Genomic DNA, 23,973 nt, shown 5'->3' on the forward strand with positions numbered 1-23,973 from the left:
TTAAGAGCCTGCCCCACTGTTCCTGGTTGGTCTGGGATTTGAAGGCGCACACCCGTCGGCTTGGCAGCGACGCAGGGATGGACTTCCCCCCAATTGGGGGATGGCCCTCAGCGGTTCCTTGGATGCCCAGCTCGGCCTTGTGAGATAGATTAAATCCAAAAGCATTGAACAAGAATTGGGTACAGCGTTGACGTGCTTTCCAGCCTCAGTGATTTTACTGATAGATGAGGTTTGGCCGGGGCATGCTGAGTAACGATGGAGAGGAAGCAATGCAGGCGGCAAAGTCGATGTCAACCGAGCAGTCAGCGCAGCAGCCGAAGGTGGCTCCTCTTGCCAGAGGGGAAAGGGCTGGCCACGAGGATCCCCAGCCGCTCGCAGTCAGCACTCGCAAGCACTCCGTCCCGCTGGCGCGAACGGCTCTCATGCAGCGCTTTAACCGCAGCTTTCCGCCTTTTTATAGCCAGTTCGTCAGCAGCGAGGTGCAGGCTCAAAATCTGCGCTTGGCCTATGCCCTCTACCAAACCCGCAAGGCCGTGGTACAGATGCGGGACGAGCGCAGCAAGACGGTGGTTTGTCTGGCCTATCGCAACCGCCCTTCTCTGCTCAGCGACCTGTTTGGGGTGCTCACCGCTTTCAATCTCTCGGTGCACGGCATCCACCTTTACGGGCAGATCTACTCACCGCACTTGGTGTTTATCCGCGTCACCGTCTCGCGCGATGGCCACAGCCTTTCTGCCCAGACCAAGCTCAACCTAGAACGGGCTATTCACGAGTGCTTGGCGGGGGTGTTTCCCGTTCACGAAACCTTGGCGCTGGAGTTTGATCTCAAGGCCGGCTTGAAAGACACCCAGGTTTCTTTTTATTTTGACCCGGTGTTTCATCTGCCCACGCTGTTGGTGGATGTGGACAACCAGCCGGGCGTGTTTTACCGGGTGATGACCGCTCTGGCGCAGGAGGAGTTGACCGTTGTTCACCTCAATCTGATGCTCCGCCGCAAGCAGACGCGCTTCATTTTCTACTTGCTGGGGCCGGATGCAACTCCAACCCTGCCGGAGTTCCTAGGGCAAAAATTGGCGTTGAGCATCCAGCAGCGGCTGCAAGGGGATCCCGTCTAATCGGCACTAGATCTGCATAGGACTGGGGGGCAAATCGAAAAGGACGGTGCTCAGGTAGCGCTCGGCCCAGGCGGGGCCAAAAGCTTTTTCCAAAACGCGGCGGGTGCGGTCGTTTTGCTGTTGTTGGCTGCAGTAGCGCTGCTGCCCTTGGTAGTGGGCCAGGATCTGGACAGGATCTGTCTGCGGGGGGATCTGTTGCGCCAGCCGGCAGTGGATTTCCAGGTAACGGCAGGCAAAATACAAAAAGCGGTCGGCTTCCGCCTCATCGCCGGGCCGGATGAACAGGCAGTAGGGAGAAAAAATCGTCCCCCACGGCGGCAACTGGCGCCGGTTTTGGAAAGGGGCGAGATGAGCTCCCAAGGCTTCCAGCTCTTGAATGTAGGGATCCGGCAAAGTGGGGGTGACCGGCGAGAGATCGACGATGGCGGCGCTCACCTGGCCGCGGCCGGCCACAATGTCACAGCCAAACAGCGGCAGCGGGTACTGCGGCTGCGGAAACATGACGCAGTGGAGGATATCCAGGCTTTGCCCGGCCTGGGCCAGCTCCAGGTGCAGCTTGCGAAAGGGATCCCCTTGGTAGCAGCGGTTTTCGATCTGCAGTTTCTCGCCTTCCAGGCGGCCCTCCACATAGCCCAGCTCCGCCGGCAGGGCATAGGGAGCCAGGCTGAGGTGGGATCCCCAAATGCTCAGAATCGCCTCCGAAAGGCGCTGGATGAGGGGATGCAGTTGCGCTTGCAGAGCAGGGGCGGTGAACATGGGAGCCAAGAAGACCGGTTAAGCGACAAGTCCTCGAAAGCCCTGCCGGGCCAATCCGCAAAGGTGCCCTCCTGAGATCCAGGTTTCAGGAAGCTGAGGTGGGACTTAATAAAGCGAGGGATCCCAGCCAGTCCAGGGCTGCCGGGGGCTTTGGCGGAGGTGGAGAGGGCCGGATGCTGACCCTAGCGGGCGTTGGCAGCGTTGAGCGCCATTGGATTGATCGAGGACGGAAGGGGTGGGATTCGAACCCACGGTGACCTTGCGGCCACAACGCTTTTCGAGAGCGTCACAATCAACCACTCTGTCACCCTTCCAGTCTGCATAGGGCTTTACCATCTTAGCGGCAAACGGGCTATCCTGCCCGGATCCCCTCTCGTGGAATGGGGCAGATGCAAGCTGGCCAAGCACCCCAGGGCCAAAGCCCTTGGGGGGTACGGCCCGACCAGCCGGAAATGGCGGGGCAAATGAGATCATAGAGGTATGGCTGCCCTTTCCATTCACCACTTTCGCCAGGCCAAACAGGCGGGTCAACCGTTGGTGGCCCTCACGGCTGCTGACTACGCCACAGCGCAGATCTTGGATCGGGCCGGGATCGACTTGATCTTAGTAGGCGACAGCCTGGCCATGACCAGCTTGGGGCACAGCAGCACCTTGCCCCTGACTCTGGAACAGATGATCCACCACGCCCAGGCAGTGCGCCGCGGCGTAGAACGAGCCTTTTTGGTGGCCGACTTGCCTTTCTTGAGCTACCAAGTCTGCAAAGAGCAGGCCCTCCTCTCGGCAGGACGTCTGATGAAGGAGGCAGGGGTGAATGGGGTGAAGCTGGAGGGGGGCTACCCAGACATGGTGGAAACAGTGGCCTTTCTGGTCCAGCGAGGGATCCCGGTCTTGGGCCACATCGGCCTCACCCCACAGGCCAAACATCAACTGGGGGGGTATCGCCAGCAGGGGAAAACCCCCTCGGAGGCGGAGCGGCTGCGCCAGGAAGCCCTGAGCCTAGAGCGAGCAGGAGCCTTTGCCCTGGTTTTGGAACACATGCCGGCGGAATTGGCTGCCCAGATCACCCAGCAAGTCGGGATCCCGACTCTGGGGATTGGGGCTGGCCCGGCCTGCGACGGCCAAATTCTCGTCACCCACGACCTGCTCGGCCTCAGCGAGCGGATCCCGCCCTTCGCCAAAGCCTACGCCAACCTGCGAGAGGTGATCCGAGAAGCGGTGGAAGCCTTTGTCGGCGATGTTCATCAGAGACTGTTTCCCCCCACTTAGGGGATCCCCTGGGAAACTCGCAAGTATCACCTTCTGGCAGCTCAGTTGTTGGTTACTGCGCTCCCCTGGCGAGGATCTCCAGAAATTGGAAGCCAGTCGGGGCAGCCGATTGCCGCCTCTGTCAGAGCTTGCTGAGGATGGACAGCGCACTTGAGGTGGGGATCGCCGCTGTAAAACCTGCACTTGTGGCAGGGGATGCGGTGCATCTGTTGAGCTTGATGCAAGAAGTCCGCGACTGCTCTGGCCACCGTCCACAACGGCAAGAGTAGCAATAGCCACGCGATGGCCCCGCTCAGAGGAGGCGGAAGAGAGCTCATACAGGACACCAGCAATACAGAAGGATAGCTTGCTAGCCCCGTACTTTAGTGCGGAGCGGAAAAGCCCGTAAGCAGCTTTAGTTGCTTGCCAATAGTGTAGACGAGGCGTACCGTTCCCAGGCGAGCCTCTAATCACGGTGAAAAACCCGACCGGTGGCAAGCGTCTGCGAGATGCCAACCTCTCGGCCAACCTGCAAGGACTCCGTCCCGCTGACGCGATCAGACAAGTAAGCAGAACCTTGGGGCTTTGACTGAAAGAACTGTCTAGAGGCGGTTTGGCAACGCCTTTACAAGTTCGTTTTTGAACTGCGTAAGAATCCCCCCCCTTAGTCGGGGAAGTGTCAAGACGGGGTCAGGCTCGGCTGTATAACGTCCCCCAGAGAGGGAAAAGTTGGCAGTGAGAGATCCCACGCTGAAACTCCAATCTAATGGATTTTGGAAGGGGAGCGCAGGGTGTGCCAGGGTGGAGATACAGGCGATAATAGCTTCAGCAACGTGCCCTAGTGGGATCCTCTGCGATGGAAGCCTTCTTCGAGTTCCTTTGGTCTGCCTCGGCCGTTTTGCTGGTGATACTGGTGTTGTTGCATAGCCCCAAAGGGGATGGGCTGGCGGGCATTGGCGGCCAGGCCCAATTGTTCTCCAGCTCCAAAAGTGCCGAGCAGAACCTCAACCGCATCACCTGGACGGTGGCCACCCTCTTCCTCTCCATCAGCGTGGTGTTGGGGGCAGGCTGGCTCTCGGCAGCCACAGGCCCCTAGGGATCCCTGTCATCGTGGCGGTCATCTACTTGCACGGATTCGGCTCTGGGCCTCAATCGGCTAAGGCTACTTTCTTCCGGCAGCGGCTGCAGCAGCTTGGGATCCCTCTGCAGGTGCCCGATCTCAACCAGGGCAACTTTGCCCAGCTTACCTTGACCCGCCAGATCCGGCAGGTTTCTGAGCAGTTGGCGCAAATGGGCCATCCTCCCGTTACCCTTATTGGTTCGAGCTTGGGGGGACTGGTGGCCGCCTGGGTGGCCGAGCAGCAACCCTGCGTGCAGCGTCTGGTGCTCTTGGCACCGGCCTTTGGCTTTCTGGGCCATTGGCTGCCGCGGCTGGGGGCAGAGGCGGTGGAGACTTGGCAGCGAACCGGACAACTCATGGTGTTTCACTACGGAGAAGGCCGCCCTCTCCCTTTGGAGTACGGCTTTGTTGCCGATGCCCAACGCTACCCGGATGGGGCGTTGCGACGGCCTGTGCCCACCCTAATTGTGCATGGGATCCAAGACGACACCATCCCCATTCAAGCCAGCCGAGACTATGTGGCCCGTCGCCCCTGGGCCCAACTGGTGGCGGTGGAGAGTGACCACGCCCTGACGGATGTGTTGGATCCCATCTGGCAGATCACCAGCCGCTTCTGCGGGTGGGGGATGGAGACGGGGCAGTATGGTTGTTAAGAGGATCCCTGTCCCGTGCTTGCCCATTCGCGAAAGCGTCGCGTAGCGATAATGTCTATGCAATCCAAAGTGCTGTGCCTACAACAGGGGAAGGCTGACGTGACTGCCGGCTTGCTCTTCGATATGGACGGGGTGATTGTGGATTCGGAACCAATCCATGCCCGCGCCGGAGCCATTGCCCTGCAACGCTGCCACCTATCCCTGGATTTGGCCCCCATCTCCCTGCAGTTCAAAGGGCGCACCGACCGCGATATGTTCGAGTACCTCGTCCAACACCAGACAGACACCCCGCCTGCGGAACAGCCCCTGCTGGTGCAGCGCTTGATCGAGGAAAAGGCCAAGGCTTTTGGCGAGCTGCTGGCAGAGGTACCCCTGGTGCCGGGGGTGCTGGAGTTTTTGGCGGCCAGCCGCCAGCGCTTTTCTGCCCTGGCCGTCACCACTTCGGCCATCCGCCGGGATCAAGCGCAGATTTTCCAGCGCTTCGACCTGCACCGCTGGTTTGACGCGGTGATTACCGCCGAAGACATTCAGCGGGCCAAGCCCGACCCAGAGCCTTACCTGAAAACGGCTGCCGCTGTGGGGTTGGATCCGGCGTTGTGTTGGGTGATTGAAGATTCTACCCATGGGATCCGCGCCGCTAAGGGGGCTGGCTGTTTTGCGGTGGGCCTCACCACGGCTTTCACCGCCGAGGAACTGCGCCACGCCGGGGCAGATGTGGTGGTGGACAGCTTTGCGGAGTTGGCCGCACTCCTGTTCGCGAGAGCGTCGCGTAGCGATAACCTGCCTGTGTAGGGAGCCCAGCCCATTCGCGAGAGCGTCGCGTAGCGATATGCCAGCACCCACTCCAGCACCCACTTTTTTGCGGCAGGCCCTGGATCGCTATCCGTTTGCTTCGCGGCGACGGGTGGTGATGGGCAGACAGGGATCCGTGGCCACCAGCCAACCTTTGGCGGCAATGGCGGGCATGGAGATGTTCTGGGCGGGCGGCAATGCTGTGGATGCAGCCGTGGCAATGGCGGTGGCTTTGACGGTGGTGGAGCCAACCTCCAATGGCATTGGCGGCGATGCCTTTGCTCTGGTGTGGGAGGAGGGTCAGCTGTACGGGTTGAATGCTTCCGGTCGCAGCCCAGCCGCCCTGACGCCGGAGCGGTACCGGGACCATGGGCGGATCCCCCCCTACGATTGGTTAGCGGTGACGGTGCCGGGGGCAGTTTCCGCTTGGCAGGCCCTGCACCGGCGCTGGGGAAAGCTGCCGTTCGAGCGTCTGTTTGTGCCTGCCCTTCGTCTGGCGCAAGAGGGATTTCCGGTCTCTCCCCGGGTGGCCCAACTGTGGCAGGCGGCGGAGTCCATCTATTTGCCCCTGCCAGATCCCCGCCACGACGCCTTCAAGGCCGTTTTCTTTCCCCAAGGGCGTGCCCCACGGGCTGGGGAGCGCTGGAGCAGCCCCCTACATGCTCAAACCCTAGAAGAGATTGCCCGTAGCGGTGGGGAGAGTTTTTACCGGGGGGAGCTGGCGGAGAAGTTGCTGGCTTTCTCGGAGGCCACGGGCGGCTTCCTGTCCCCCGCTGACTTGGCCCAGCACCAGGCCGATTGGGTGGAACCCATCCATACAGATTACCGCGGCTACACCGTCTGGGAGATCCCCCCCAACGGGCAGGGCATTGCCGCTTTGATGGCGCTCAACCTTTTGGAGGGTTTTGAGCTGGGTCGGATCTCCTACGATGCCGGCGAGCGCTATCACCTGCAGATTGAGGCAATGAAGCTGGCCTTTGCCGATGTGAGCCGACAGGTGGCGGATCCGGAGTATGTGCGGGTCAGTCCTGCCCAGATGCTGGATAAGGCTTATGCACAGCGGCGGCGGCAGTTGATCGGGAGGGAGGCGATCCCCCTGGCCCAGCCAGGGCTGCCGGAGGGGGGAACGGTTTACCTGGCTGCAGCTGATGGTGAGTTGATGGTGTCTTTGATTCAGTCGAATTTCGATGGCTTCGGCAGTGGTCTGCTGGTTCCGGGCACGGGCATTGCTCTCCACAACCGCGGCACGGGTTTCACCCTGGAGCCCGGCCATCCCAACCAGGTGGGCCCCCGCAAGCGCCCCTACCACACGATCATCCCCGCTTTTCTATCCAGAGAAGGGATCCCCCTCGGCCCTTTTGGTGTCATGGGGGGGGCAATGCAGCCCCAAGGCCATGTGCAGGTGGTGGTGAATTTGGTGGATTACGGCCTGAACCCCCAGGCGGCTCTGGATGCGCCCCGCTGGCGAGTGCTGTGGGATCAGGGGATCCCGCAGGTGGCGCTGGAGAGCACGGTGCCGCCCCAGGTGGTGCGCGAACTCTCCGCCCGCGGCCATGCAGTGCAGGTGGTGGACGCAGAAGAGGATTGCGGTCTTTTTGGCCGGGGACAGATCCTCTTGCGGGATGGGGATCACTTCATTGCGGCTTCCGAACCCCGTGCCGATGGCCTAGCCCTGGCGTGGTAGAGTGCCTAGCTCATCACCATGCCACCATCGATGGCAAAAACCTGTCCCGTGATGTAGGCCGCCGCCGGATCTGCCGCCAAAAAACGCACCAGCCCCGCCACTTCTGCCGGGGATCCCAGTCGCCCCAGGGGGATCTGCGCCAAAATCGGGCCAGGATCCAGTTTTTCGGTCATTTGGGTGGTGATGAACCCCGGTGCCACGGCGTTGACGGTGATGTTGCGGCTGGCCAGCTCGCGGGCTGCCGTCTTGGTCAGGCCCACCACCCCTGCTTTGGCGGCGCTGTAGTTGGCCTGGCCGGGATTGCCCACCAGGCCCACCACCGAGGTGATGTTGATGATGCGCCCCTGGCGCTGCTTCACCATGATCTTGGCGGCTGCCTTCAGGCAGAGAAAGACCCCCGTCAGGTTGAGATCCAGCACCGCCTGCCAGTCTTCCGGCTTCATGCGCAGCAGCAAGGTGTCGCGGGCCATGCCGGCATTGTTCACCAGCACGTCCACCCGGCCCCAGCGCCCCATCACCTGCTCGAAGAGTTGTTCCACCGCCTGCGGCTGGGAGACATCGGCGGCCACAGCCATCCCTTCGCCCCCCAGGGCGGCGATCTCCTGCAGCAGCGACTCGGCCTCGGCGGCGGAGCGAGCGTAGTTGACGACCACCTTGGCGCCAATCGCCCCCAAGTGAAGGGCAATGGCCCGGCCAATGCCCCGGCTGGCTCCGGTGACCACCGCCACCTGGTTATGGAGCGAGGGCAAGGGGAGAAGTTCAGACATAGGCAGCAGCTTCCCGCTTATTTCTACCGCCGCAACAGTATAGGATGCTTTGGCCTTGTCTGGGGCGGGGAGACTCCCCCCTATGGCCGTTCCAACAGCGATGAGACCGCCTGTCGCCTCGATCCCAAACTCCCCTCTCCTCTTGGGAGAGGGGCTGGGGGTGAGGGCTAGCTCCTCTTGGGAGAGGGGCCGCGGCTGGTCGCATCAGCAGCGCGGAGCGTTTGAGCAACTGGCTGGGGAGACCCCCTCGCGTCAGCGGGCCGCAGGCCCCAACGGTAGGTGCTGTCGCTGCTCGCGCAAGCGGAACGGTGTTCCCTAAGCGCTGACGCCAGGAGGATCCTTGCCCTCTGGGGAGAAACCAGTAAGCTGGGCCAGATTAAGATCGATGGCTAGGCCTAGCCGAGGAACCGTCCATGCAAGTGGAGTTTCGCGAGTGCGATCCGGGAAATCTCTGGATCTGGTTTGAGTTTGCGGAGCCGCCGGTTCCAGCGGAGCTGGAGTACCTCAAGGAGGTGCTGGAATCCTGGTATGTGCTGGGCAAGCTGGGGGGATTCAACGCCGAGCGCCTGGTGGCCCAAGAGGCGGAGGTGGATCTGAGCTATTTGGAGTACCCCAGCGACTCAGCTCCCTTGACCTCCCTGATGCACAACATGGGATCCTTGGAAGAAAAGGGCAACTGGGCCCGCTGCTGGTTTGACCTGGGCACGGCCGATGCCTTGGCGCTGGATGTGCTGATCAACGCCCTGCGCACCCTCAGCCTCGAGTACATTAACCTCAGCCGCGTCATCATCGGCGGGCAGAACGAGGACTGGCCAACACCGGATCCCGAGGAGACCGATGTCTATGATGATCTCAACGGCTACCTGCGGGATCATTGGGGGGAAGAGGGAGAGCTGGAATAGCTCCTACTCCAGGTAGCCCAGCTCTTGCATCCGCCGCACCAAGTCTGTGTTGCTTTCCATGTCAACTCGGCGAGGAGCGGTGCTGGGCCGGCGCGATTCTGCCCACTCCAACCACTGCCTCAGCCCTTGCCGCAGGCGGTCTAGCCAAGCCTGGGGGAAAGGGATCCCGGCCGCCAGCAAGTCCTGCAGTTCCGCCGGATCCTGCTCCAGGTTGTAGAGGCTGGGGCGATCTCCGGTTTGGATCAGCTTGGTCACCCCTTCGTAGAGAGCGCGGCGGGTGTCGTAACAGGCGCGCGCCTGCAGCAGGTTGTCGTTGCGGTTTTCCATGGCGCGCAGGAGAATCTGGGGCGGGAAGGCTTCGCTGAGCACCACTCCCTGCTCCGGATCCTCGCCGGCCAGGGTGCGGCTCAGGCTGAGGCGGGCGATCTCGCGGCGAAGCTGGAGGCTGACGCGGGGGGCGCCGTTGGCTAGAGAAAGGCTGGGGCGGAAGCCGGCTGCTTCCAAGAGAGTATGGAAGAGGCGGCGGGTGGAAACGGGGGTGGCCACGCGCTTTCCTGCTGGAAAGTAGCCGGGGTAGTGCAGGATCAGGGGGACGCGGATCAGCTCTTCGTAAACCACAAAGGCGTGGCCGACAAAGTCGTGTTCCCCTAAGCCTTCGCCGTGATCGGCGACGATGGCCACCAGGGTGTTCTGCTCTAGGCCGGTGTGGCGCAGGGTCTCGAAGACGGATCCCAGCAGGTGATCCTGGTAGGCCACCTCGGCATCGTAGATGTCCCTGAGCACCTGGGCCTGCAGCGGGGAAAGCGGCTGGGGCAGGGGCGCCATCCAGCGGTAGGGCTGGGCGTTATACTCCCGCAAAAAGTCGCGCGCCTCGCGGTTGGTCTTGAAGTAGGGAGCATATTTCTGCACAAAGGGCTCCGGCGGCCAGTAGGGCAGGTGGGGCTCCATCAGGTTGACAAAGCAAAAGAAGGGCGGCGCTTGCCCATCCAACTGGCGGCGGGCTATCTGCTGCAAGTAACCGTTGAGGTCAGCAATGGAGGCAGCCGTGTTGCCCTTGAAGTTCATCAGCCGGGTCCAGAGGGAGGCAAACCAGGGGTGCAGCGCCAGTTGGAAGAGAGTATCAGAGCGGGCAAAGGCGTTTTGCACCGGGTAGGAGAGGCGGCGCCAAAACTGGGTGTAGGCGGCCAGCCAGCGGTTGAGGGGGGTGGGCAAGGGATTGCCTTCGGGGGGGCGGGTGGGCAGGGCCCCGCCGTAGTTGTAGAAGGTGTCAAAGCCGCGCCGCAGTCCGTTTTTCAGGATCCCGACCAGGGGGTTGTTGCAAAAGCCCACGGTGGTGTAGCCGCCCAGTTTCAACAGCTCCGCCAGGGTGGGCAGGGCGGGGCTCAGCTCCAGGTCTGCCTGGACAGTCTGGTGGGTGCTGGGATATTCCCCCGTAAACAGGGAGGCGTGGGAGGGGATCGTCCACTGGGCGGGGGCGATGGCCCGCTCGAAGAGGGTGGATTCTGCCGCCAGCCGATCCAGGTTGGGGCTGGTGGGCACCTGGCGGGCCCGCTCTTCCTCTGACCAGTAGCAGGAAAGGCGATCCGCCCGTTGGGTATCGAGCACGATCAACAGAATGTTGGGGCGTTCCCCCAAGGCGGCCTCTGCCATTGCTGAACTCCTCACCACAACCCACCCAACACGGTTCTTAAACTATCTTGACATGCTCCTGTCGGCCCTTTGTCGCCGGCTCCTAGGGCAAAGTGAGCTGGGTTTGGCTGTTGCCCTGGATCCGGGCGGTGTTGGCCTGCCAGTCTAGGATGCCGCTGTCGCCGCTCACGGTCAGGGCTTGTCCGGGCTGGCGGTAGCGCACATTGCCCAGGGCCTGCAGTTGGGTGGAGCCGATGCGCCAGCGGATCTCTTGGGCCTGCAACTCTTGGCCGGTTTGCAGGGACTCCGTCCCGCCAACGCGAACGGCTTTGGCTTTCACGTTGCCCAGCAGGCGCAGCTCGGTTAGGGGCAGCGGAGCCCGCAACTGCTCGCCGCTGAGGCGCACCCTTTGCTGGGGGGCATCCACCTCGACTGCTCCCAGCGCCTGCACCTCGCCGGCGCCAAATTCCCACAAGAAACGGCGGGCGGCCAGCTCCAGCTCCGGATCCCGATACTTGGCCCGCACCGGTTGGCTCGGATCCCGATTCTCCAGTTGCATCTGGGCTTGGCCAAAGTCGATGCGCAAGCGATCCCCCTCCAGAGATCCCCGGCCGTCCAACAGCTCCACCTGCACCTGGCCCTCGGCTTCGAGGAGGCGCTGTTCCGGCAACCACTGCAGCCGCTCTGCCTGCAGGCGCAGGTTGTCCCGCTCCGATTCCACCTCCACCTGGCCCGTCAGTTCCAGCCGCCGCTCGCCGGGGTAGGCGGATCCCCGCTCGGCCCGGACGCGAATGGCGCGATCCTCTGCGTCGAAAAACTCTCCCTCGATAGACTGCAAATGGGCGGATCCCAACTGCACGGGAGTGGTGCCATTTTCTGGGGGGGACTCGTATTCGGCCAGGCGAGCCTGGAGGCGCCAGAGCAGGCCACCATCGGGTTTGGCCTGGGTGAGGGTGATGTCTTCGTAGATCAACTGGGGGGTGGAGATGGGTGCGGAAGGAGCCTCGGGATCCCTGGCCGGGGGTGGCTCCGGCCCACCACAGGCAGCGCTCAGCAGGGCCAAAACCACTAGCCAACCTAGGATCCGAGAAGAACTGGGCTGCATGGCTCTCTCTCTTGCGCGCTTTCTCCTACCCTAGCTTTACCCTGCCGCTGGGCCGGATGGGATCCCGCTGTGGCATCATCAGGGCAGGGTATTGCGGGGGCAGGTGTGACCCAACTGTTGCAACTGTTCATCTACGGCCTCGTCCTGGGCAGCATCTATGCTTTGGGGGCGATTGGGGTGTCTCTCACGTTTGGCATTTTGCGCTTTGCCAACTTTGCCCACGGGGATCTGATGACCTTGGGGGCCTACTTTGCCCTGACGTTTGTCGGCTGGGGTTGGCCGCTAGAGGTGAGCTGGATCCCGGCGGCCTTGGCGACAGCACTGTGTGCGGTGGGGATCGACCAACTGGTCTATCGCCGCCTGCGCCGGGAAGCGCCGGTGATTTTGCTGATCTCTTCTTTTGGCACGGCCCTGATCTTGCGCAGCTTGGTGCAGATTCTCTGGGGGCCCAACAACCAGGTGTACCGCAGCGGCATCCAGTTGCCCTGGCAGTTTTGGGGGCTGCGCGTCAAGCCGGATTGGGTAGCGATTCTGGTGGGAACGGCGCTGTTGGTGGTGGCGCTGCACCTGTTTTTGCAGCACACGCGGGTGGGGAAAGCCATGCGGGCCATGGCCGACAATTTTGACTTGGCCAAGGTGACCGGCATCGATACGGAGCGGATCATTCTCTGGACTTGGGCCATTGGCGCCGCCTTGGCCTGTGTGGCGGGCATCTTCCTGGGCCTGGATACGCGGCTGCACCCCACCATGGGCTGGCGGCTGCTGTTGCCCGTTTTCGCTGCAGCCATCCTCGGCGGCATTGGTCGCCCTTACGGGGCCATCGCCGGGGGGCTGGTGATTGGCCTGGCGGAGGAGTTTTCTACTTTGGTGCTCAGCCCAGCCTACAAGACGGGGGTGGCCTTTGCCATTCTGGTGCTGTTGCTGATCTTGCGGCCCACAGGGCTGTTGGGAGGACGGGCCTGATGTTGAGCTACGCCATTTTCTTTTTGGTTTTGGTGGGGATCTACGGCGTGCTGGTGCTGGGCCTCAATATCCAGTGGGGCTACGCCGGCATGTTCAACATTGGGGTGGGGGCCTTTTTTGCTGTGGGGGCCTACGCCAGCGCCATTGCCACGACGCCGCCCACCCCTGAGCACCTGGGCGGGTTCGATCTGCCGTTCTGGGTGGGCTTTGCCATGGCGGTGGTCGCCGCCGGGGCGATCGCCTTCTTGATCGGCTTGATCACCCTCAAGCTGCGCTCCGACTACTTGGCCATCGCCACCATCGGCATTGCCGAGATCATCAGCCAAATCCTGAAAAACGAGGGCTGGCTGACCAACGGCGTGCGTGGCATCACCCGCATTCCGCGGCCCTTTCGCGGCTGGATCCCAGGACAGGATACGCTGCTGTACTTGGGCTTGGTGCTGCTGGTCTTGGCGGTGGTTTACTGGCTGAGCGAGCGGGCCTATCGCTCTCCTTGGGGACGGGTGCTGCGGGCTATCCGCGAGGACGAGCCGGCAGCCCTAGCCGCTGGCAAAGATGTGCTCCAGTTTCGTTTGCAGGCATTTGTCCTGGGATCCATGCTCATGGGGCTGGCGGGGGCGCTCTATGCCCATTTTGTCAACTTCATCAGCCCGGAAGCCTTCCAGCCGGAGTTTGCCACCTTCATCGTCTGGGTGATGTTGATTGCCGGGGGCAGCGGCAACAACCGCGGCGCCCTGCTGGGGGCGCTGGTGATTTGGGGCGTGTGGTCGGGCAGCGAATGGTTGACCAACCGTCTGCCGCCCCAATGGGCCACCCGGGCCGGCCCCTTGCGCATTTTGTTGATCGGGATCTTGCTGCAGGTGATTCTTCTCACGCGCTCCCAAGGGCTGTTGCCAGAACGTCCGCCCAAGCCTGTTGTGGCTACTTCCGTTTCGTCTAAGCAGAACCCAGCAGGATAGGATGGGGTCGGCTGCAGCCGTTGTTGACGTGTTTGAGACAACCCAGACCTCTGCCACCATGACTCCGCGCCCCCAGGAAACGGACTCTCCCTTGTCGCCCCACAACCCCGACGCGACAGGCTGCCATCCCGATGCCGGACAGCCCGGGATCCCGACTGCGCCCATCCAGGAGGGCTATGCCTTGCCGGAGCAGTATTTCAACCGCGAGCTGAGCTGGATCGAGTTCAACGCCCGAGTGTTGCACGAGGCTCTGGACGAGCGCACTCCCCTGTTGGAGCGGCTGAAGTTTCTGGCCATCTTCGAGAGCAACCTGGACGAATTCTTCATGGTGCGAGTGGCGGTGATTCGCCGTCAGTTGGAGACGGGTGTGTTGGTGCTGACTCCAGATGGCCTCACACCGCAGCAGCAGTTGCGGCAGATCTCCAATCGCCTGCGCCCCCTGATTCAAAAGTTACACGAGTGTTTTCGGCAGGAACTGGTGCCTAAGCTGGCGGAACAGGGCATTCACATCCGCGATTTTTCCGAGCTGGCCGAACCGGAGCGGCAGGAGCTGCGGGAGTATTTCGACCGCCGCCTGTTTCCCGTGCTCACCCCCTTGGCGGTGGATCCGGGCCATCCTTTTCCCTATATCTCCAACCTCAGCCTCAGCTTGGCGGTGGTGGTGCGGGATCCGGAGACCGGCAAGGAACACTTTGCCCGCGTCAAGGTGCCCAACACCCTGCCCCGCTTTGTGCCGCTGCGGGACGGGGTGAGCTTCGTGCCGCTGGATCAGGTGATCGCCCATCACCTGGAGGCCCTGTTCGTGGGCATGGAAGTGCTGGAGTACTACCCCTTCCGCATCACTCGCGACGCCGATCTGGAGATCCAAGAGGACGAGGCCGACGATCTGCTGGCAGCCATTCAAGAAGAGCTGCGCAAACGGCGCTTTGGCTCGGTGGTGCGCATGGAGATCGCCAAGTCGATGCCCTCTGCCATTCGCCAACGGCTGTGCGAAGAGCTGCATCTGGATGCCGACTCCGTTTACGAGGTGGATGGGCTCCTCAACATGGGGGGGCTGATGGCGTTTCTCAACCTCAACCGCCCTGATTTAAAAGATCCCCCTTGGGGGCCCGTCACCCCTCCCCGCTTGCGTACTGCCTCGGTCAGCGATGAGCCGGTGGATATCTTCTCCGTCATCCGGGAAGGGGATCTGCTGGTGCACCACCCCTACGATTCCTTTGCTGCCAGTGTGGAACGGTTTTTGGAGGAGGCGGCCAACGATCCCCAGGTGCTCACCATCAAGCAAACCCTCTACCGCACCTCCGGCGACTCCTCGGTGGTGGGATCCCTCATCCAGGCTGCCGAGAACGGCAAGCAGGTGGCCGCCCTGGTGGAACTCAAAGCCCGTTTCGACGAAGAAAACAACATCCTCTGGGCCAAGAAGCTGGAAAAAGCTGGGGTGCACGTGGCCTACGGCCTGCCGGGGCTGAAGATCCACTGCAAACTGGCGCTGGTGGTGCGGGAAGAGGGGGGATCCCTGCGCCGCTATGTCCACATCGGCACCGGCAACTACAACCCCAAGACCGCCCGCATCTACACTGACTTGGGCCTGTTTACCTGCGATGAGACTCTCTGTAACGATGTAACAGAATTGTTTAACCTGCTGACGGGCTATTCGCGGCAACGGCACTTCCGCAAGCTGCTGGTGGCCCCTCGCACCCTGCGCCAGGGGATGGAAGCCTTGATCCGGAGAGAGATGCGCCATGCCCAAGCCGGCCAGCGGGGACGCATCATCGTCAAGGTCAACTCCCTCACCGACCCGCGCATGATCCAAGTGCTCTACGAGGCCAGCCAGGCAGGGGTGGAGATCGACCTCATTGTGCGTGGCATGTGCTGCCTGAAGCCAGGGATCCCGGGCCTGAGCGAGCGCATCCGTGTCATCAGCATCATCGGGCGCTTCTTGGAGCACTCCCGCATCTTCTACTTCTACAACGGCGGCCAGGAAGAGTACTTCATCGGCAGCGCCGACTACATGACCCGCAACCTGGATCGCCGCGTCGAGGTGGTAACCCCTGTAGAGGATCCCCTGTTGCAGCAAGAGCTGAAGGCGATCTTGGAGATCTGTCTGACGGATAACCGGCAAGCTTGGGAATTGCGTCCCGATGGCACCTACGTACAGCGACAGCCCAAGCCGGGAGAGCCGGTACGCTCCACCCACCAACGCCTGATGGAGCGGGCCGCCAGCCGCCTTTAGCCCTCACCCCCGGTCCCCTCTCCCTCTGGGAAGTTGGCTTAGGAGCGAGGGGTTTGGGCAGCTTCGGCCTCTTGCTCGCCCAGGGCGATCACCTGCTCGGTGGCCTGCAGCGAAGACTGCAAGCTCTCCAACTTTTGTCGGCTGGAGCGGTTCAGCCCCGCCTCAATGCCGTTCACCAAGAGCTGATCCAGAGAGAACCAACCGCCGCCATTGACGGCAAAGGCCAAGAAGATGGCCGCGTAGATGGCCGATAGCTCCAGGTAAGGAATGCTGAAGCCGGCCACCTTGATGTGGTGAAACATGGCCACCGCCATCGTGGCCACCAGGCTCAATGCGGCGGGCCGCGTGAACAGGCCCAGGGCCACCAGGGGAGCTGCGATCAGTTCAGTGTAGGCGGCTACATAGGAGAAAAAGATGGGGAACGGCAAGCCGATCACTTCCACATAGGCCGCCGCAAACCCTTCGATATCGGCCAGCTTGTCGAGGCCGTTGTGAATCATGAATAGCCCCGCCACCACCCGCAAGACGGTCCACCCCAACTGGGACCACCGCGGAGGAACGCTGTCGTGACGCAAAACCGAGACGAGCAGCACGGGAAACTGCTGAGTGAGTGCCATGAGATGCAACCTGCAATGCAAAGATGCTAACTATTGTAACGATTCTAAATTTCTGTAACAAGACCAGGGCGGGATCCCCTGTCCTTCGGAGGCCGGATCGTCGGCCATTGGGTTGGGGGTGGGCGCAGCAACAGAGGGGATCCCTGCCCCCGCAGCGTCGCTTGGACAAGATGCGCCCGAGCCGTTCTCGAGTGCCTATCCTTGTGAAGTGTTGGCGCAATTCTTCTGGCAGACGATCCCTGTCTTTAGCTAATCCGCCGTTCGCGCTAGCGGGACGTAGTCCTGGAAGCCCCGCTCTGTACCCCCCTATATCCCAGCCCCCCAGCCCCCCAGTCCCCCCGTATACGGGGGGATATAGGGGGGCGGAGGGATGTAGGGGGGCGGGCCGGCCAGAGTCGGGATGAGAGGCGGGAGCGTTCAACAGGTACAATGCATTCATCATGAGAACCGCTTACCAGTACCGCTTGCGGCCCACTGCTAGCCAAGTCGCCCTGATGGGTGAGTGGCTGGAGCTGCTGCGTAAGCAGTACAACTATCGCTTGGCAGAACGGTTCAACGGGTGGGAGCAAAATCGCTTTCCCTCAGATGAAGCAGGACTGCATTCGAGGGCAGTTTATCCATCTGCCCAAGATTGGGCCGGTCAAGCTCATCCAACACCGTCCTTTGCCGGACGGCTTCGTGATTAAAACGGCCACCATCACCCGCAAGGTGGATGGGTGGTACTTCACCTTGAGCCTGCAGGATCCGTCTGTCCCGGAATGGAGCCCTGACCCGCCAACGTGGGAAAACACGATGGGGATAGACCTGGGGCTAAGCTCTTTCTTGGTCACCGATGAGGGTGAGGTTATCGAGGTTCCTCAGTATTACCGTAAAGCGCAAAAGCCCCTCAAGCGGCTGCAACGGTCTGTATCGCGCAAGCAGAAGGGGTCAAACCGCTACCAGAAAGCGGTCAAGAGGTTGAGCAAGGCGCATCAGAAAGTAGCCAACCAGCGCCGGGATTTTCACCACAAAGTTGCTCATCAGCTTTTGCAAGACATATAGCCCATGAGGCGCTGAACATCAAAGGTCTGGCAAGGACAAGGTTGGCCAAATCTATCCATGACGCCGGTTGGGGTGAGTTCCTGCAAATTTTGGCAGCCAAGGCTGAAAGAGCTGGGCTGTTGACGATTGCAGGGGATCCAAATGGCACGAGTCAAGAGCGCTCGGGGTGTGGTCGAGATGTGCCCAAAAAGCTGCATGAGCGGTGGCACGATTGTCCGCACTGTGGGCTGAGTATTGGCAGGGATCACAACTCGGCGAGGGTCATCAAATCCAGAGCGGTGGGGCGTCCCGTTCTTCAAGCTCAGGAAATGTCCTGCTATCGGGCAGGAGTCACTGGGAAGCCTGCACTCTATGCGTCAGCATGGGTGCGGGAGTACGTCACGGAGAAAAGCAGGCCATGATGCGCATTTCTATTCAGCCGGAGAGCGGGATCCCTGGCTCAGTCCAGCTCTTCAACTTGCTCTGTTTTGGCATTGCCTGCGGGCAATTTCCTCCCGGCTGTCGCCTGCCCAGCACCCGTCAGTTGGCCATGCAGACGGGCCTGCATCGCAACACCATCCACAAGGTTTACCACCAACTGGAGGCCATGGGCCTGGTGGAAACTCGCGCCGCCTCCGGCATTTACGTGAGCGGCACTGCTCGCCAGGCGGTTAACCGTTCTCGCGGTCTCAGCAAGAACCTGGATCGATCCAAACAGGCGCTGGAGCAGGTGCGTCAGGGCATCGATCAGCTTCAGCAGCAAGGCTTTTCTCTGGAGCAGGTGCGGGATCTGCTGCTGGCCGAGATCGACTGGCGGCTGCGCTGCAGTGCTCAGGTGCTGGTGTGCGTGCCCCGCCGAGACTTGGGCACAGGACAACTCATGGCTCAACAAATCCAACAGACTTTGGGCATCCGGGTCCAGTTGGTGCTGTTGGAAGACCTGGCCGCCGTGCTGGATCAGATCCATTCCGGCACTGTGGTGACGCTGCACTATTTTCTCAGCGCTGTCGAGGCCATTGCCCAGCCGCGGGGGGCCCGTGTGCTCCCGGTGGAGGTGTCGGATTACGCCCGCGAAATTGCCCTGATCCGCCAATTGCCTTCCCACGCTTGTCTGGGGCTGGTGAGCATCAGCACTGCCCTACTAGAAGTTGCCGAGGTGATCGTCCAAAGCTTGCGAGCAGACCTGCTGGTGCTGACAGCGGTGATTTCCGATACGGAACGGGTGGGATCCCTGATTCGCCGCGCCCACACCCTCATCTGCGACGAGGCCAGCTACTCTACCCTGCGCGCTCTGGTGCGCCAAGCCCGATCCGACCTGATCCGCACGCCCAACCTGGTCTGTGCTTCCCCTCACATCGGAGAAGCAGCCATGGCCAAGCTGCAACAGGAATTGGGCGGGATCCCATGAGCAGCAAGGGCGAGAAAACTCCTTTTGTTGCAAGCAAGCCATTTCGCGGATGACGGGCTGTGCAATGTCGTGCTTAAGTGGAAATACGGTAAAAAACCATCCTGATTTGATTCATCACTAATCAGTCTTTACACGTATGGTGATCCTCGACTACGCCTCCGCCGACCACGACCATGTGGCGGTGACAAAGGAAGGGTTTTGGGAGGCCATCCGCTTTCAGGATTATTTCTACGCTTTTAACCGCAGCTTTGCTCGGCTGCAGGACGCTATCGCCAGTTGCCGCCGCGAGATGGATCGCGGCTCCTTGATCAGCATTGTGGTGGTGCGCCCTCCTAGGTTTGAGGTGTGGTCGCGGGTGGGATCGGAAGTGCCGGTTTTGCCGAAGCAACTGTTGCAGGGGGGTTCTTCTCAGCCAGCGGCACCGTCTCCCTCCCCCCGCAGGCGAGTCTTCTGGCGCTTCTGGGAGCGAGCTGCTGAGGTCTCTAGGGTCGATGCCGAGCTGCCTTCAGCGCGATCCCTCTTCTACCGGGGCGCTCGGCCTTACAACGCTCTACAGGCCTAAGCTGGAGTAGAGTTGCGGCTCGGATTTCCCGCTGAGGGGGCAGGAGGGCTTCAAGTGCAAATTCACGTCCTCCTCTTCCAGCAGTAGGGGCACCCGCTCGGCCACTTCCAGGCCAAATCCCTTCAGGCCGCTGATGTGGCGAGAGGTATTGCTGATCAGGCGCATCTTCCGCACCCCCACATCGCGTAGGATCTGGGCGCCAATGCCGTAATCCCGCAGATCCATCGCTGCTGGCGGCGCAGTTTCAGCTAGCCCCAGATCTTGGCGAGCATAGGACTTGATTTGCTCGATAAGGCTGAGCTCTTGCCGGCGCAGGTACACCAGCACCCCCTGGCCCTGGTGGTCGATCATCTTCAGGGCGGCGGTCAATTGGCGGCGACAGTCGCAGCGCAGGGATCCCAGCGCATCCCCCAGGGGGCATTCCACATGCACCCGCACCAGGACGGGCTTGGCGGCAAATTGGGTCGGATCCCCCTTCACCAGCGCCAGGTGTTCTACCTGGTTAAGGGTGTCGCGGTAGCCGTAGACCTGAAACTGGCCAAACTCCGTCGGCAAAGTGGCGATAGCCCCCCGGTGCACCAGCCGTTCGGTGCGCAGGCGGTACTCGATCAGATGGGCGATGGTGATAATTTTCAAATTGTGCTGACGGGCAAATTCGATCAACTGGGGCAGGCGGGCCATCGAGCCATCCGGGTTTTGGATCTCGCAGATCACCCCTGCCGGGTACAGCCCGGCCAACATGGCCAGATCCACTGCCGCTTCCGTGTGGCCGGCCCGTTTGAGCACCCCGCCCTCCCGCGCCCGCAGCGGAAAGACATGCCCAGGGCGGCGCAGATCTTCCGGTCGGGTATGGGGATGGATGGCCGCCTGGATGGTGCGAGCGCGGTCGGCAGCGGAAATGCCTGTAGAAACCCCTAACTCTGGCCCGGCATCAATGCTGACGGTAAAAGCTGTCTGGTTGCTGTCGGTGTTTTGCCCCACCATCAGCGGGATCTTCAGCTCGTCGAGGCGGGATCCCTGCATGGCCAGACAGATAAGGCCCCGCCCATAGGTGGCCATGAAGTTGATCACCTCTGGCGTGGCAAACTGGGCAGCACAGATCAGATCCCCTTCATTTTCCCGGTTTTCGTCATCGACCACGATGACCATGCGACCACACTTGAGGTCCTCCAGGGCTTCGGGGATGGAGTGAAAGATGGTTTCTGTCTCTGCCGGCAAAGTGGCACTCATGGAAAAGGGGAGGCGAAAAAGGGAGAGGAACCCTCGAAGATCTATGCTAGAGCAGGACAAAGGGCAGGAGAGAAGCCGAAACAGACAGCCGCCCTTGACCGCACTGCTACTGGGCTGGCTTCCGCGCAGCGGCAGGCCGCTTGTGCCTTCAACTGCAGGGCAAGGGACAGCCAGAGCTTTGAACTAGTACTTGGGAATGGAGGGATCGTAAGCCTCAGCCCAGGCCAGGATCCCCCCGCGCAGGTTTTTCCCTTGGATCCCGGCTGCTTGCAGAATCTTCAAGGCCTTGGCCGAGCGCACCCCGCTCTTGCAGTGGACGATTAGCTCCGAGCCGTTGAGGAGTTTTCGCACCTGCTCCACCCCATCGCCGTTTTCGATTTGCGGCAACGGGATCAGGTGAGCGCCAGGGATCCGGCCGATCTCCCACTCGTTGGGGTTGCGCACATCGACCAACACAAAGTCTTGGCCAGCATCCATCCGCGCCTTCAGCTCAGCCACGCTGATCTCGGGGATCTCCGCTTGGCTGGCTTGTTCTGTGGCTTGCGGGATCCCACAGAACTGCTCGTAGTCGATGAGCTGGGTGATGGGGGGAGTGGCGGGGTTTTTGCGCAGCTTCAGCTCGCGGAAGCTCATTTTTAGAGCATCGTAAAGCAGCAGCCGCCCGCTCAGGGTCGTGCCGATGCCCAGCAGGATTTTCACCGTCTCGGTGGCCTGGATCAGGCCGATGATGCCGGGCAGGATCCCCAGCACGCCCCCCTCGGCACAGGAGGGAACCAGCCCCGGTGGCGGTGGCTCGGGGTAGAGATCGCGGTAGTTGGGCCCATCCTCGTAGTTGAAAACCGTCGCCTGCCCCTCGAAGCGGAAGATCGAGCCGTAGACATTGGGCTTGCCCGTCAGCACACAGGCATCGTTGACCAGGTAGCGGGTGGGGAAGTTGTCGGTGCCATCCACGATCACGTCGTAGTTGGCAAACAGCTCCAGGGCATTGTGGGCCTTCAGAGCGGTGTTGTAAACGTCCACCTGGCAATAGGGGTTGATCTCCAGGATGCGGTTTTTGGCCGATTCCACCTTGGGCTTGCCCACCCAGGAGGTGCCGTGGATCACCTGCCGCTGCAGGTTCGACACATCCACCACATCGAAATCGACGATGCCGATCCGCCCCACACCGGCTGCCGCCAAATACAGCAACAGGGGCGAGCCCAGCCCGCCGGTGCCAATGCACAGCACCTTGCCCGCTTTCAGCCGCTTCTGCCCTTCCAGGCCCACCTCTGGCAGGATAAGGTGGCGAGAAAAGCGCTCCATCTCCTCGCGGGAGAGGCTGACTTGGCTGGTGTCCAGGTTCAACATGGTCAACGCCCTCCGGCAATAGCAGGAACGATGCTGATGACGGCTTGTTCTCCCACCGGCGTGTTGTCGCCTTGGGCCAACGTGCGCACGTCCTCGTCATTGAGGTAAACGTTGACGAAATTGCGCAACTTGCCGTCTTCTGTGTAGAGGTGGCGCTTTAGCTCGCCATAGCGGGCGATCAGGTTGCTCATCACTTCGCCGACATTGCTGCCCTCGATCTCGACAGCTTCCAGGTTGTCGGTGTAGGGACGCAAGGGGGAGGGAATCAAGACTTTGGTTGCCATGGGAGTTCGGGGAAGGGTTCTAGCGATCTGGTTGATCTACACCTTGAGGTTCTGAGCTGAACTATTCCAAGTGTCACCTCATCAAGTTCAGAGTACCGCTTTTTCCGACAACCCTCACCCCAGTCATTGCCCACCAGGGATCCCAAAGCTTCTCAGCCATAAGCCTCATTTTTGGAAGGAAGGTTGGCGGGAAAACAGCAGTCAGCTTCTCTAGCCAGCCCGAGCCACAAGCGAGGGCAGAGATTTGTCTTCCCAAATCTGCATCGGCTCCCGTTGGGGCTGCTCCTGCTCATCCAAAACCCAACTGGCCACCTCCTCTGCTTTGCCCTCGCGCACGCTGACGATCACACAGGAAAAGCCCCAGGGAAAAGCGTGCTGGCGATCGAACTCGGAGGGAACAGCCGCGTGGTTGGGGTGGGAATGGTAGGTGCCCAGGATCCCCAGGCCTTTGCGCACGGCATGGTCGTTGGCCCGCTTGAAATCCGCCGGGTCGATCAAGAAGCGGCGGCGGCTGGATTCGCCGTCTGCCAAGGGGTTTTCGGCTTGATCCCAGGTGTTGGCCACCGCCCAGAGTTCATGGACGATTTTGTCCGCTCCCTTGAGCTCGCCGATCAAAATGCCGCAGCCCTCGTAGGGAAAGGCTTGCTCGCCATGCTGGCGGATGGCGCGGAGGTGCTCTGCCGAGAGGTGAAGGGCCATGAATCTCACCTTTGCCGATGGAGTTACCGTTCTTTCATTTTGACACAGAGGGATAGCTTGGTAGCCCCGTACTTTGGTGCGGGCAGAGCTCTGGGCTGATGAGCTGGGGAACTGCGCAGAGTCCCCAGCGCTCCGGGGAAACAGCTATGCCGTTGCCTTGGCGTTTAACCAGCCGGTCGGCAGGGGGAGTGTCGAAGGTTGACTGGGGATGGGATCCCTTCTTTCGCCGCCGGTTTTCCTTTGGCATGAGTGGGAGTCTGAACAGATTTGGATCCGGCGAACTAACCGAGCACATCAGGGTGAGGATCCGGCAGCGGAGAGGCAAGCGGGGAATAGTGGGGGCAGCCCTGGCAGGGCCCTCGCGGGTTGACGGCACAGCGCAACCAGGTCGACTGGGCGCTGAAAATACAGGAGGGATCCCCCAGCGGCTGGCCGAATTCACCGGCCCGTTGGCGGCGCAGCAGCACCACTTGTCGCCGCCAATCCTGCAAAAAGCGGCTGTAGGCGCGTTCCCGCCAGCGACGCTTGGCCGCATGTTCCGAGACGTAGGCAGTGAGGTTATCCAACATGAAGCAGTCACCCAGAGAGTAAGGCCAACAGGCTGGGGGTCGCGTTGGATCAGCCTAGATCCTCAGGATGGCACACTCTGGTAGGAGAGGGAAAAATTGCAGAAGAATTGCAAACGCTCCCTATCTTACTTGGGATGAAGAACCGCTTTGCCAACCGGAGGGCAGAGCGGCAGCATGGGCAAGGTGATTGGCTTTGAGCCGAAAAACTAGCGGAGCAAGCTGCTGGCTAGTGGGCAGGGGGATAAGCCGCCTATGATGGTATAGTAGAGGCTGGCTCCGACTTATAGCGAAGTGGCAGCGAGCCTACGGGGAAA

Annotated in this window: 25 protein-coding genes, 1 tRNA gene and 1 pseudogene; 16 read left to right on the forward strand and 11 right to left on the reverse strand. The window is 61.4% G+C overall.

Translation table 11 applies throughout. The annotated features are described in order from the left end of the window. Positions 1 to 242: 242 nt before the first annotated feature. The gene (locus SYN63AY4M2_RS09155; RefSeq protein ID WP_228375328.1) at positions 243 to 1,115 is read left to right on the forward strand and encodes a hypothetical protein; all 873 of its coding nucleotides are present in this window, start codon (positions 243 to 245) and stop codon (positions 1,113 to 1,115) included. Positions 1,116 to 1,121: 6 nt separating this feature from the next. Here SYN63AY4M2_RS09155 and SYN63AY4M2_RS09160 read toward each other — a convergent pair whose 3' ends face one another. Both SYN63AY4M2_RS09160 and SYN63AY4M2_RS13810 read right to left on the reverse strand, forming a co-directional pair. Further along, positions 1,122 to 1,871, reverse strand: a complete 750-nt coding sequence (locus SYN63AY4M2_RS09160) for a phycocyanobilin:ferredoxin oxidoreductase (protein ID WP_099812816.1) — start codon at positions 1,869 to 1,871, stop codon at positions 1,122 to 1,124. A 227-nt stretch (positions 1,872 to 2,098) separates the two neighbouring features. Then, positions 2,099 to 2,185, reverse strand: a tRNA-Ser gene (locus tag SYN63AY4M2_RS13810). A gap of 166 nt (positions 2,186 to 2,351) precedes the next feature. On the opposite strand from SYN63AY4M2_RS13810, the gene panB reads away from it, so the two are divergent. The 6 genes from panB (at position 2,352) to SYN63AY4M2_RS09195 (ending at position 7,365) form a co-directional block, all read left to right on the forward strand. Beyond that, complete coding sequence (panB, locus tag SYN63AY4M2_RS09170) at positions 2,352 to 3,137, forward strand: 3-methyl-2-oxobutanoate hydroxymethyltransferase (RefSeq protein WP_011431283.1); 786 nt, start codon at positions 2,352 to 2,354, stop codon at positions 3,135 to 3,137. 137 nt (positions 3,138 to 3,274) lie between these two features. Further along, positions 3,275 to 3,406, forward strand: a complete 132-nt coding sequence (locus tag SYN63AY4M2_RS14375) for a hypothetical protein (RefSeq protein WP_255322492.1) — start codon at positions 3,275 to 3,277, stop codon at positions 3,404 to 3,406. 566 nt (positions 3,407 to 3,972) lie between these two features. Then, the gene (secG, locus tag SYN63AY4M2_RS09180) at positions 3,973 to 4,212 is read left to right on the forward strand and encodes a preprotein translocase subunit SecG (protein WP_011431281.1); all 240 of its coding nucleotides are present in this window, start codon (positions 3,973 to 3,975) and stop codon (positions 4,210 to 4,212) included. Positions 4,213 to 4,226: 14 nt separating this feature from the next. Further along, positions 4,227 to 4,889, forward strand: coding sequence for a YqiA/YcfP family alpha/beta fold hydrolase (locus SYN63AY4M2_RS09185; RefSeq protein ID WP_011431280.1), 663 nt, complete (start codon positions 4,227 to 4,229; stop codon positions 4,887 to 4,889). Positions 4,890 to 4,988: 99 nt separating this feature from the next. After that, a complete protein-coding gene (locus tag SYN63AY4M2_RS09190) occupies positions 4,989 to 5,681 on the forward strand; it encodes an HAD family phosphatase (protein ID WP_011431279.1) in 693 nt (230 codons plus the stop codon). Positions 5,682 to 5,718: 37 nt separating this feature from the next. Beyond that, complete coding sequence (locus tag SYN63AY4M2_RS09195) at positions 5,719 to 7,365, forward strand: gamma-glutamyltransferase family protein (protein ID WP_099887342.1); 1,647 nt, start codon at positions 5,719 to 5,721, stop codon at positions 7,363 to 7,365. A 5-nt stretch (positions 7,366 to 7,370) separates the two neighbouring features. Here SYN63AY4M2_RS09195 and fabG read toward each other — a convergent pair whose 3' ends face one another. Next, positions 7,371 to 8,114 (reverse strand): 3-oxoacyl-[acyl-carrier-protein] reductase, encoded by a 744-nt coding sequence (gene fabG / locus SYN63AY4M2_RS09200; protein WP_228375524.1) that lies wholly within the window; start codon positions 8,112 to 8,114, stop codon positions 7,371 to 7,373. A gap of 431 nt (positions 8,115 to 8,545) precedes the next feature. On the opposite strand from fabG, the gene SYN63AY4M2_RS09205 reads away from it, so the two are divergent. Further along, positions 8,546 to 9,034 (forward strand): DUF3531 family protein, encoded by a 489-nt coding sequence (locus tag SYN63AY4M2_RS09205; protein ID WP_011431276.1) that lies wholly within the window; start codon positions 8,546 to 8,548, stop codon positions 9,032 to 9,034. Between the two features lie 3 nt (positions 9,035 to 9,037). On the opposite strand, the gene SYN63AY4M2_RS09210 is transcribed toward SYN63AY4M2_RS09205, so the two are convergent. Beyond that, positions 9,038 to 10,684 (reverse strand): sulfatase, encoded by a 1,647-nt coding sequence (locus SYN63AY4M2_RS09210; protein WP_099887343.1) that lies wholly within the window; start codon positions 10,682 to 10,684, stop codon positions 9,038 to 9,040. Positions 10,685 to 10,766: 82 nt separating this feature from the next. After that, a complete protein-coding gene (lptC, locus tag SYN63AY4M2_RS09215; RefSeq protein ID WP_011431274.1) occupies positions 10,767 to 11,768 on the reverse strand; it encodes an LPS export ABC transporter periplasmic protein LptC in 1,002 nt (333 codons plus the stop codon). Between the two features lie 105 nt (positions 11,769 to 11,873). Between lptC and SYN63AY4M2_RS09220 the strand changes: the two genes are divergently transcribed. Genes SYN63AY4M2_RS09220 through SYN63AY4M2_RS09230 form a run of 3 tightly spaced genes read left to right on the forward strand, consistent with a single transcriptional unit; the run spans position 11,874 to position 15,923 of the window. Next, a complete protein-coding gene (locus SYN63AY4M2_RS09220; protein ID WP_011431273.1) occupies positions 11,874 to 12,731 on the forward strand; it encodes a branched-chain amino acid ABC transporter permease in 858 nt (285 codons plus the stop codon). Then, positions 12,731 to 13,690 carry a branched-chain amino acid ABC transporter permease gene (locus SYN63AY4M2_RS09225; protein WP_011431272.1) on the forward strand — a complete coding sequence of 320 codons (960 nt, stop codon included), beginning with the start codon at positions 12,731 to 12,733 and terminating at the stop codon, positions 13,688 to 13,690. Before SYN63AY4M2_RS09220 ends, SYN63AY4M2_RS09225 begins: the two co-directional genes overlap by 1 nt. Before the next feature lie 58 nt (positions 13,691 to 13,748). Then, on the forward strand, positions 13,749 to 15,923 hold the full coding sequence (locus SYN63AY4M2_RS09230) for an RNA degradosome polyphosphate kinase (RefSeq protein ID WP_083759194.1): 2,175 nt from the start codon (positions 13,749 to 13,751) through the stop codon (positions 15,921 to 15,923). Between the two features lie 38 nt (positions 15,924 to 15,961). On the opposite strand, the gene SYN63AY4M2_RS09235 is transcribed toward SYN63AY4M2_RS09230, so the two are convergent. After that, positions 15,962 to 16,540, reverse strand: a complete 579-nt coding sequence (locus tag SYN63AY4M2_RS09235; protein ID WP_041438584.1) for a DoxX family protein — start codon at positions 16,538 to 16,540, stop codon at positions 15,962 to 15,964. Between the two features lie 494 nt (positions 16,541 to 17,034). On the opposite strand from SYN63AY4M2_RS09235, the gene SYN63AY4M2_RS14215 reads away from it, so the two are divergent. The 5 genes from SYN63AY4M2_RS14215 (at position 17,035) to SYN63AY4M2_RS09250 (ending at position 19,530) form a co-directional block, all read left to right on the forward strand. After that, positions 17,035 to 17,226 carry a hypothetical protein gene (locus SYN63AY4M2_RS14215; RefSeq protein WP_240530566.1) on the forward strand — a complete coding sequence of 64 codons (192 nt, stop codon included), beginning with the start codon at positions 17,035 to 17,037 and terminating at the stop codon, positions 17,224 to 17,226. After that, positions 17,204 to 17,581 (forward strand): transposase, encoded by a 378-nt coding sequence (locus SYN63AY4M2_RS14220; protein ID WP_240530524.1) that lies wholly within the window; start codon positions 17,204 to 17,206, stop codon positions 17,579 to 17,581. Before SYN63AY4M2_RS14215 ends, SYN63AY4M2_RS14220 begins: the two co-directional genes overlap by 23 nt. A gap of 41 nt (positions 17,582 to 17,622) precedes the next feature. Further along, entirely contained in the window at positions 17,623 to 17,982 is a 360-nt protein-coding gene (locus SYN63AY4M2_RS14225) for a transposase (RefSeq protein ID WP_228375323.1), read from the forward strand. Next, positions 17,979 to 18,968 carry a GntR family transcriptional regulator gene (locus SYN63AY4M2_RS09245; RefSeq protein WP_041438581.1) on the forward strand — a complete coding sequence of 330 codons (990 nt, stop codon included), beginning with the start codon at positions 17,979 to 17,981 and terminating at the stop codon, positions 18,966 to 18,968. The genes SYN63AY4M2_RS14225 and SYN63AY4M2_RS09245 overlap by 4 nt, the downstream gene beginning before the upstream one ends. Positions 18,969 to 19,104: 136 nt before the next feature. Next, positions 19,105 to 19,530 (forward strand): hypothetical protein, encoded by a 426-nt coding sequence (locus SYN63AY4M2_RS09250; RefSeq protein ID WP_011431268.1) that lies wholly within the window; start codon positions 19,105 to 19,107, stop codon positions 19,528 to 19,530. A gap of 75 nt (positions 19,531 to 19,605) precedes the next feature. Here the strand turns inward: SYN63AY4M2_RS09250 and ribB are convergent. The 5 genes and pseudogenes from ribB to SYN63AY4M2_RS09275 form a co-directional block, all read right to left on the reverse strand. Beyond that, positions 19,606 to 20,727: pseudogene (gene ribB, locus SYN63AY4M2_RS09255) on the reverse strand (3,4-dihydroxy-2-butanone-4-phosphate synthase); the annotation flags it as partial. Positions 20,728 to 20,943: 216 nt separating this feature from the next. Continuing rightward, on the reverse strand, positions 20,944 to 22,107 hold the full coding sequence (gene moeB, locus SYN63AY4M2_RS09260; protein WP_011431266.1) for a molybdopterin-synthase adenylyltransferase MoeB: 1,164 nt from the start codon (positions 22,105 to 22,107) through the stop codon (positions 20,944 to 20,946). Positions 22,108 to 22,109: 2 nt separating this feature from the next. Continuing rightward, entirely contained in the window at positions 22,110 to 22,391 is a 282-nt protein-coding gene (locus SYN63AY4M2_RS09265; RefSeq protein WP_011431265.1) for a MoaD/ThiS family protein, read from the reverse strand. A 210-nt stretch (positions 22,392 to 22,601) separates the two neighbouring features. Continuing rightward, the gene (locus SYN63AY4M2_RS09270; protein WP_011431264.1) at positions 22,602 to 23,090 is read right to left on the reverse strand and encodes a M67 family metallopeptidase; all 489 of its coding nucleotides are present in this window, start codon (positions 23,088 to 23,090) and stop codon (positions 22,602 to 22,604) included. A 281-nt stretch (positions 23,091 to 23,371) separates the two neighbouring features. Next, complete coding sequence (locus tag SYN63AY4M2_RS09275; protein WP_011431263.1) at positions 23,372 to 23,659, reverse strand: DUF6464 family protein; 288 nt, start codon at positions 23,657 to 23,659, stop codon at positions 23,372 to 23,374. Positions 23,660 to 23,973 lie beyond the last annotated feature (314 nt).

It is taken from the genome of Synechococcus sp. 63AY4M2, assembly GCF_002760475.1.
In the GTDB taxonomy this organism is placed as follows: Bacteria; Cyanobacteriota; Cyanobacteriia; order Thermostichales; family Thermostichaceae; genus Thermostichus.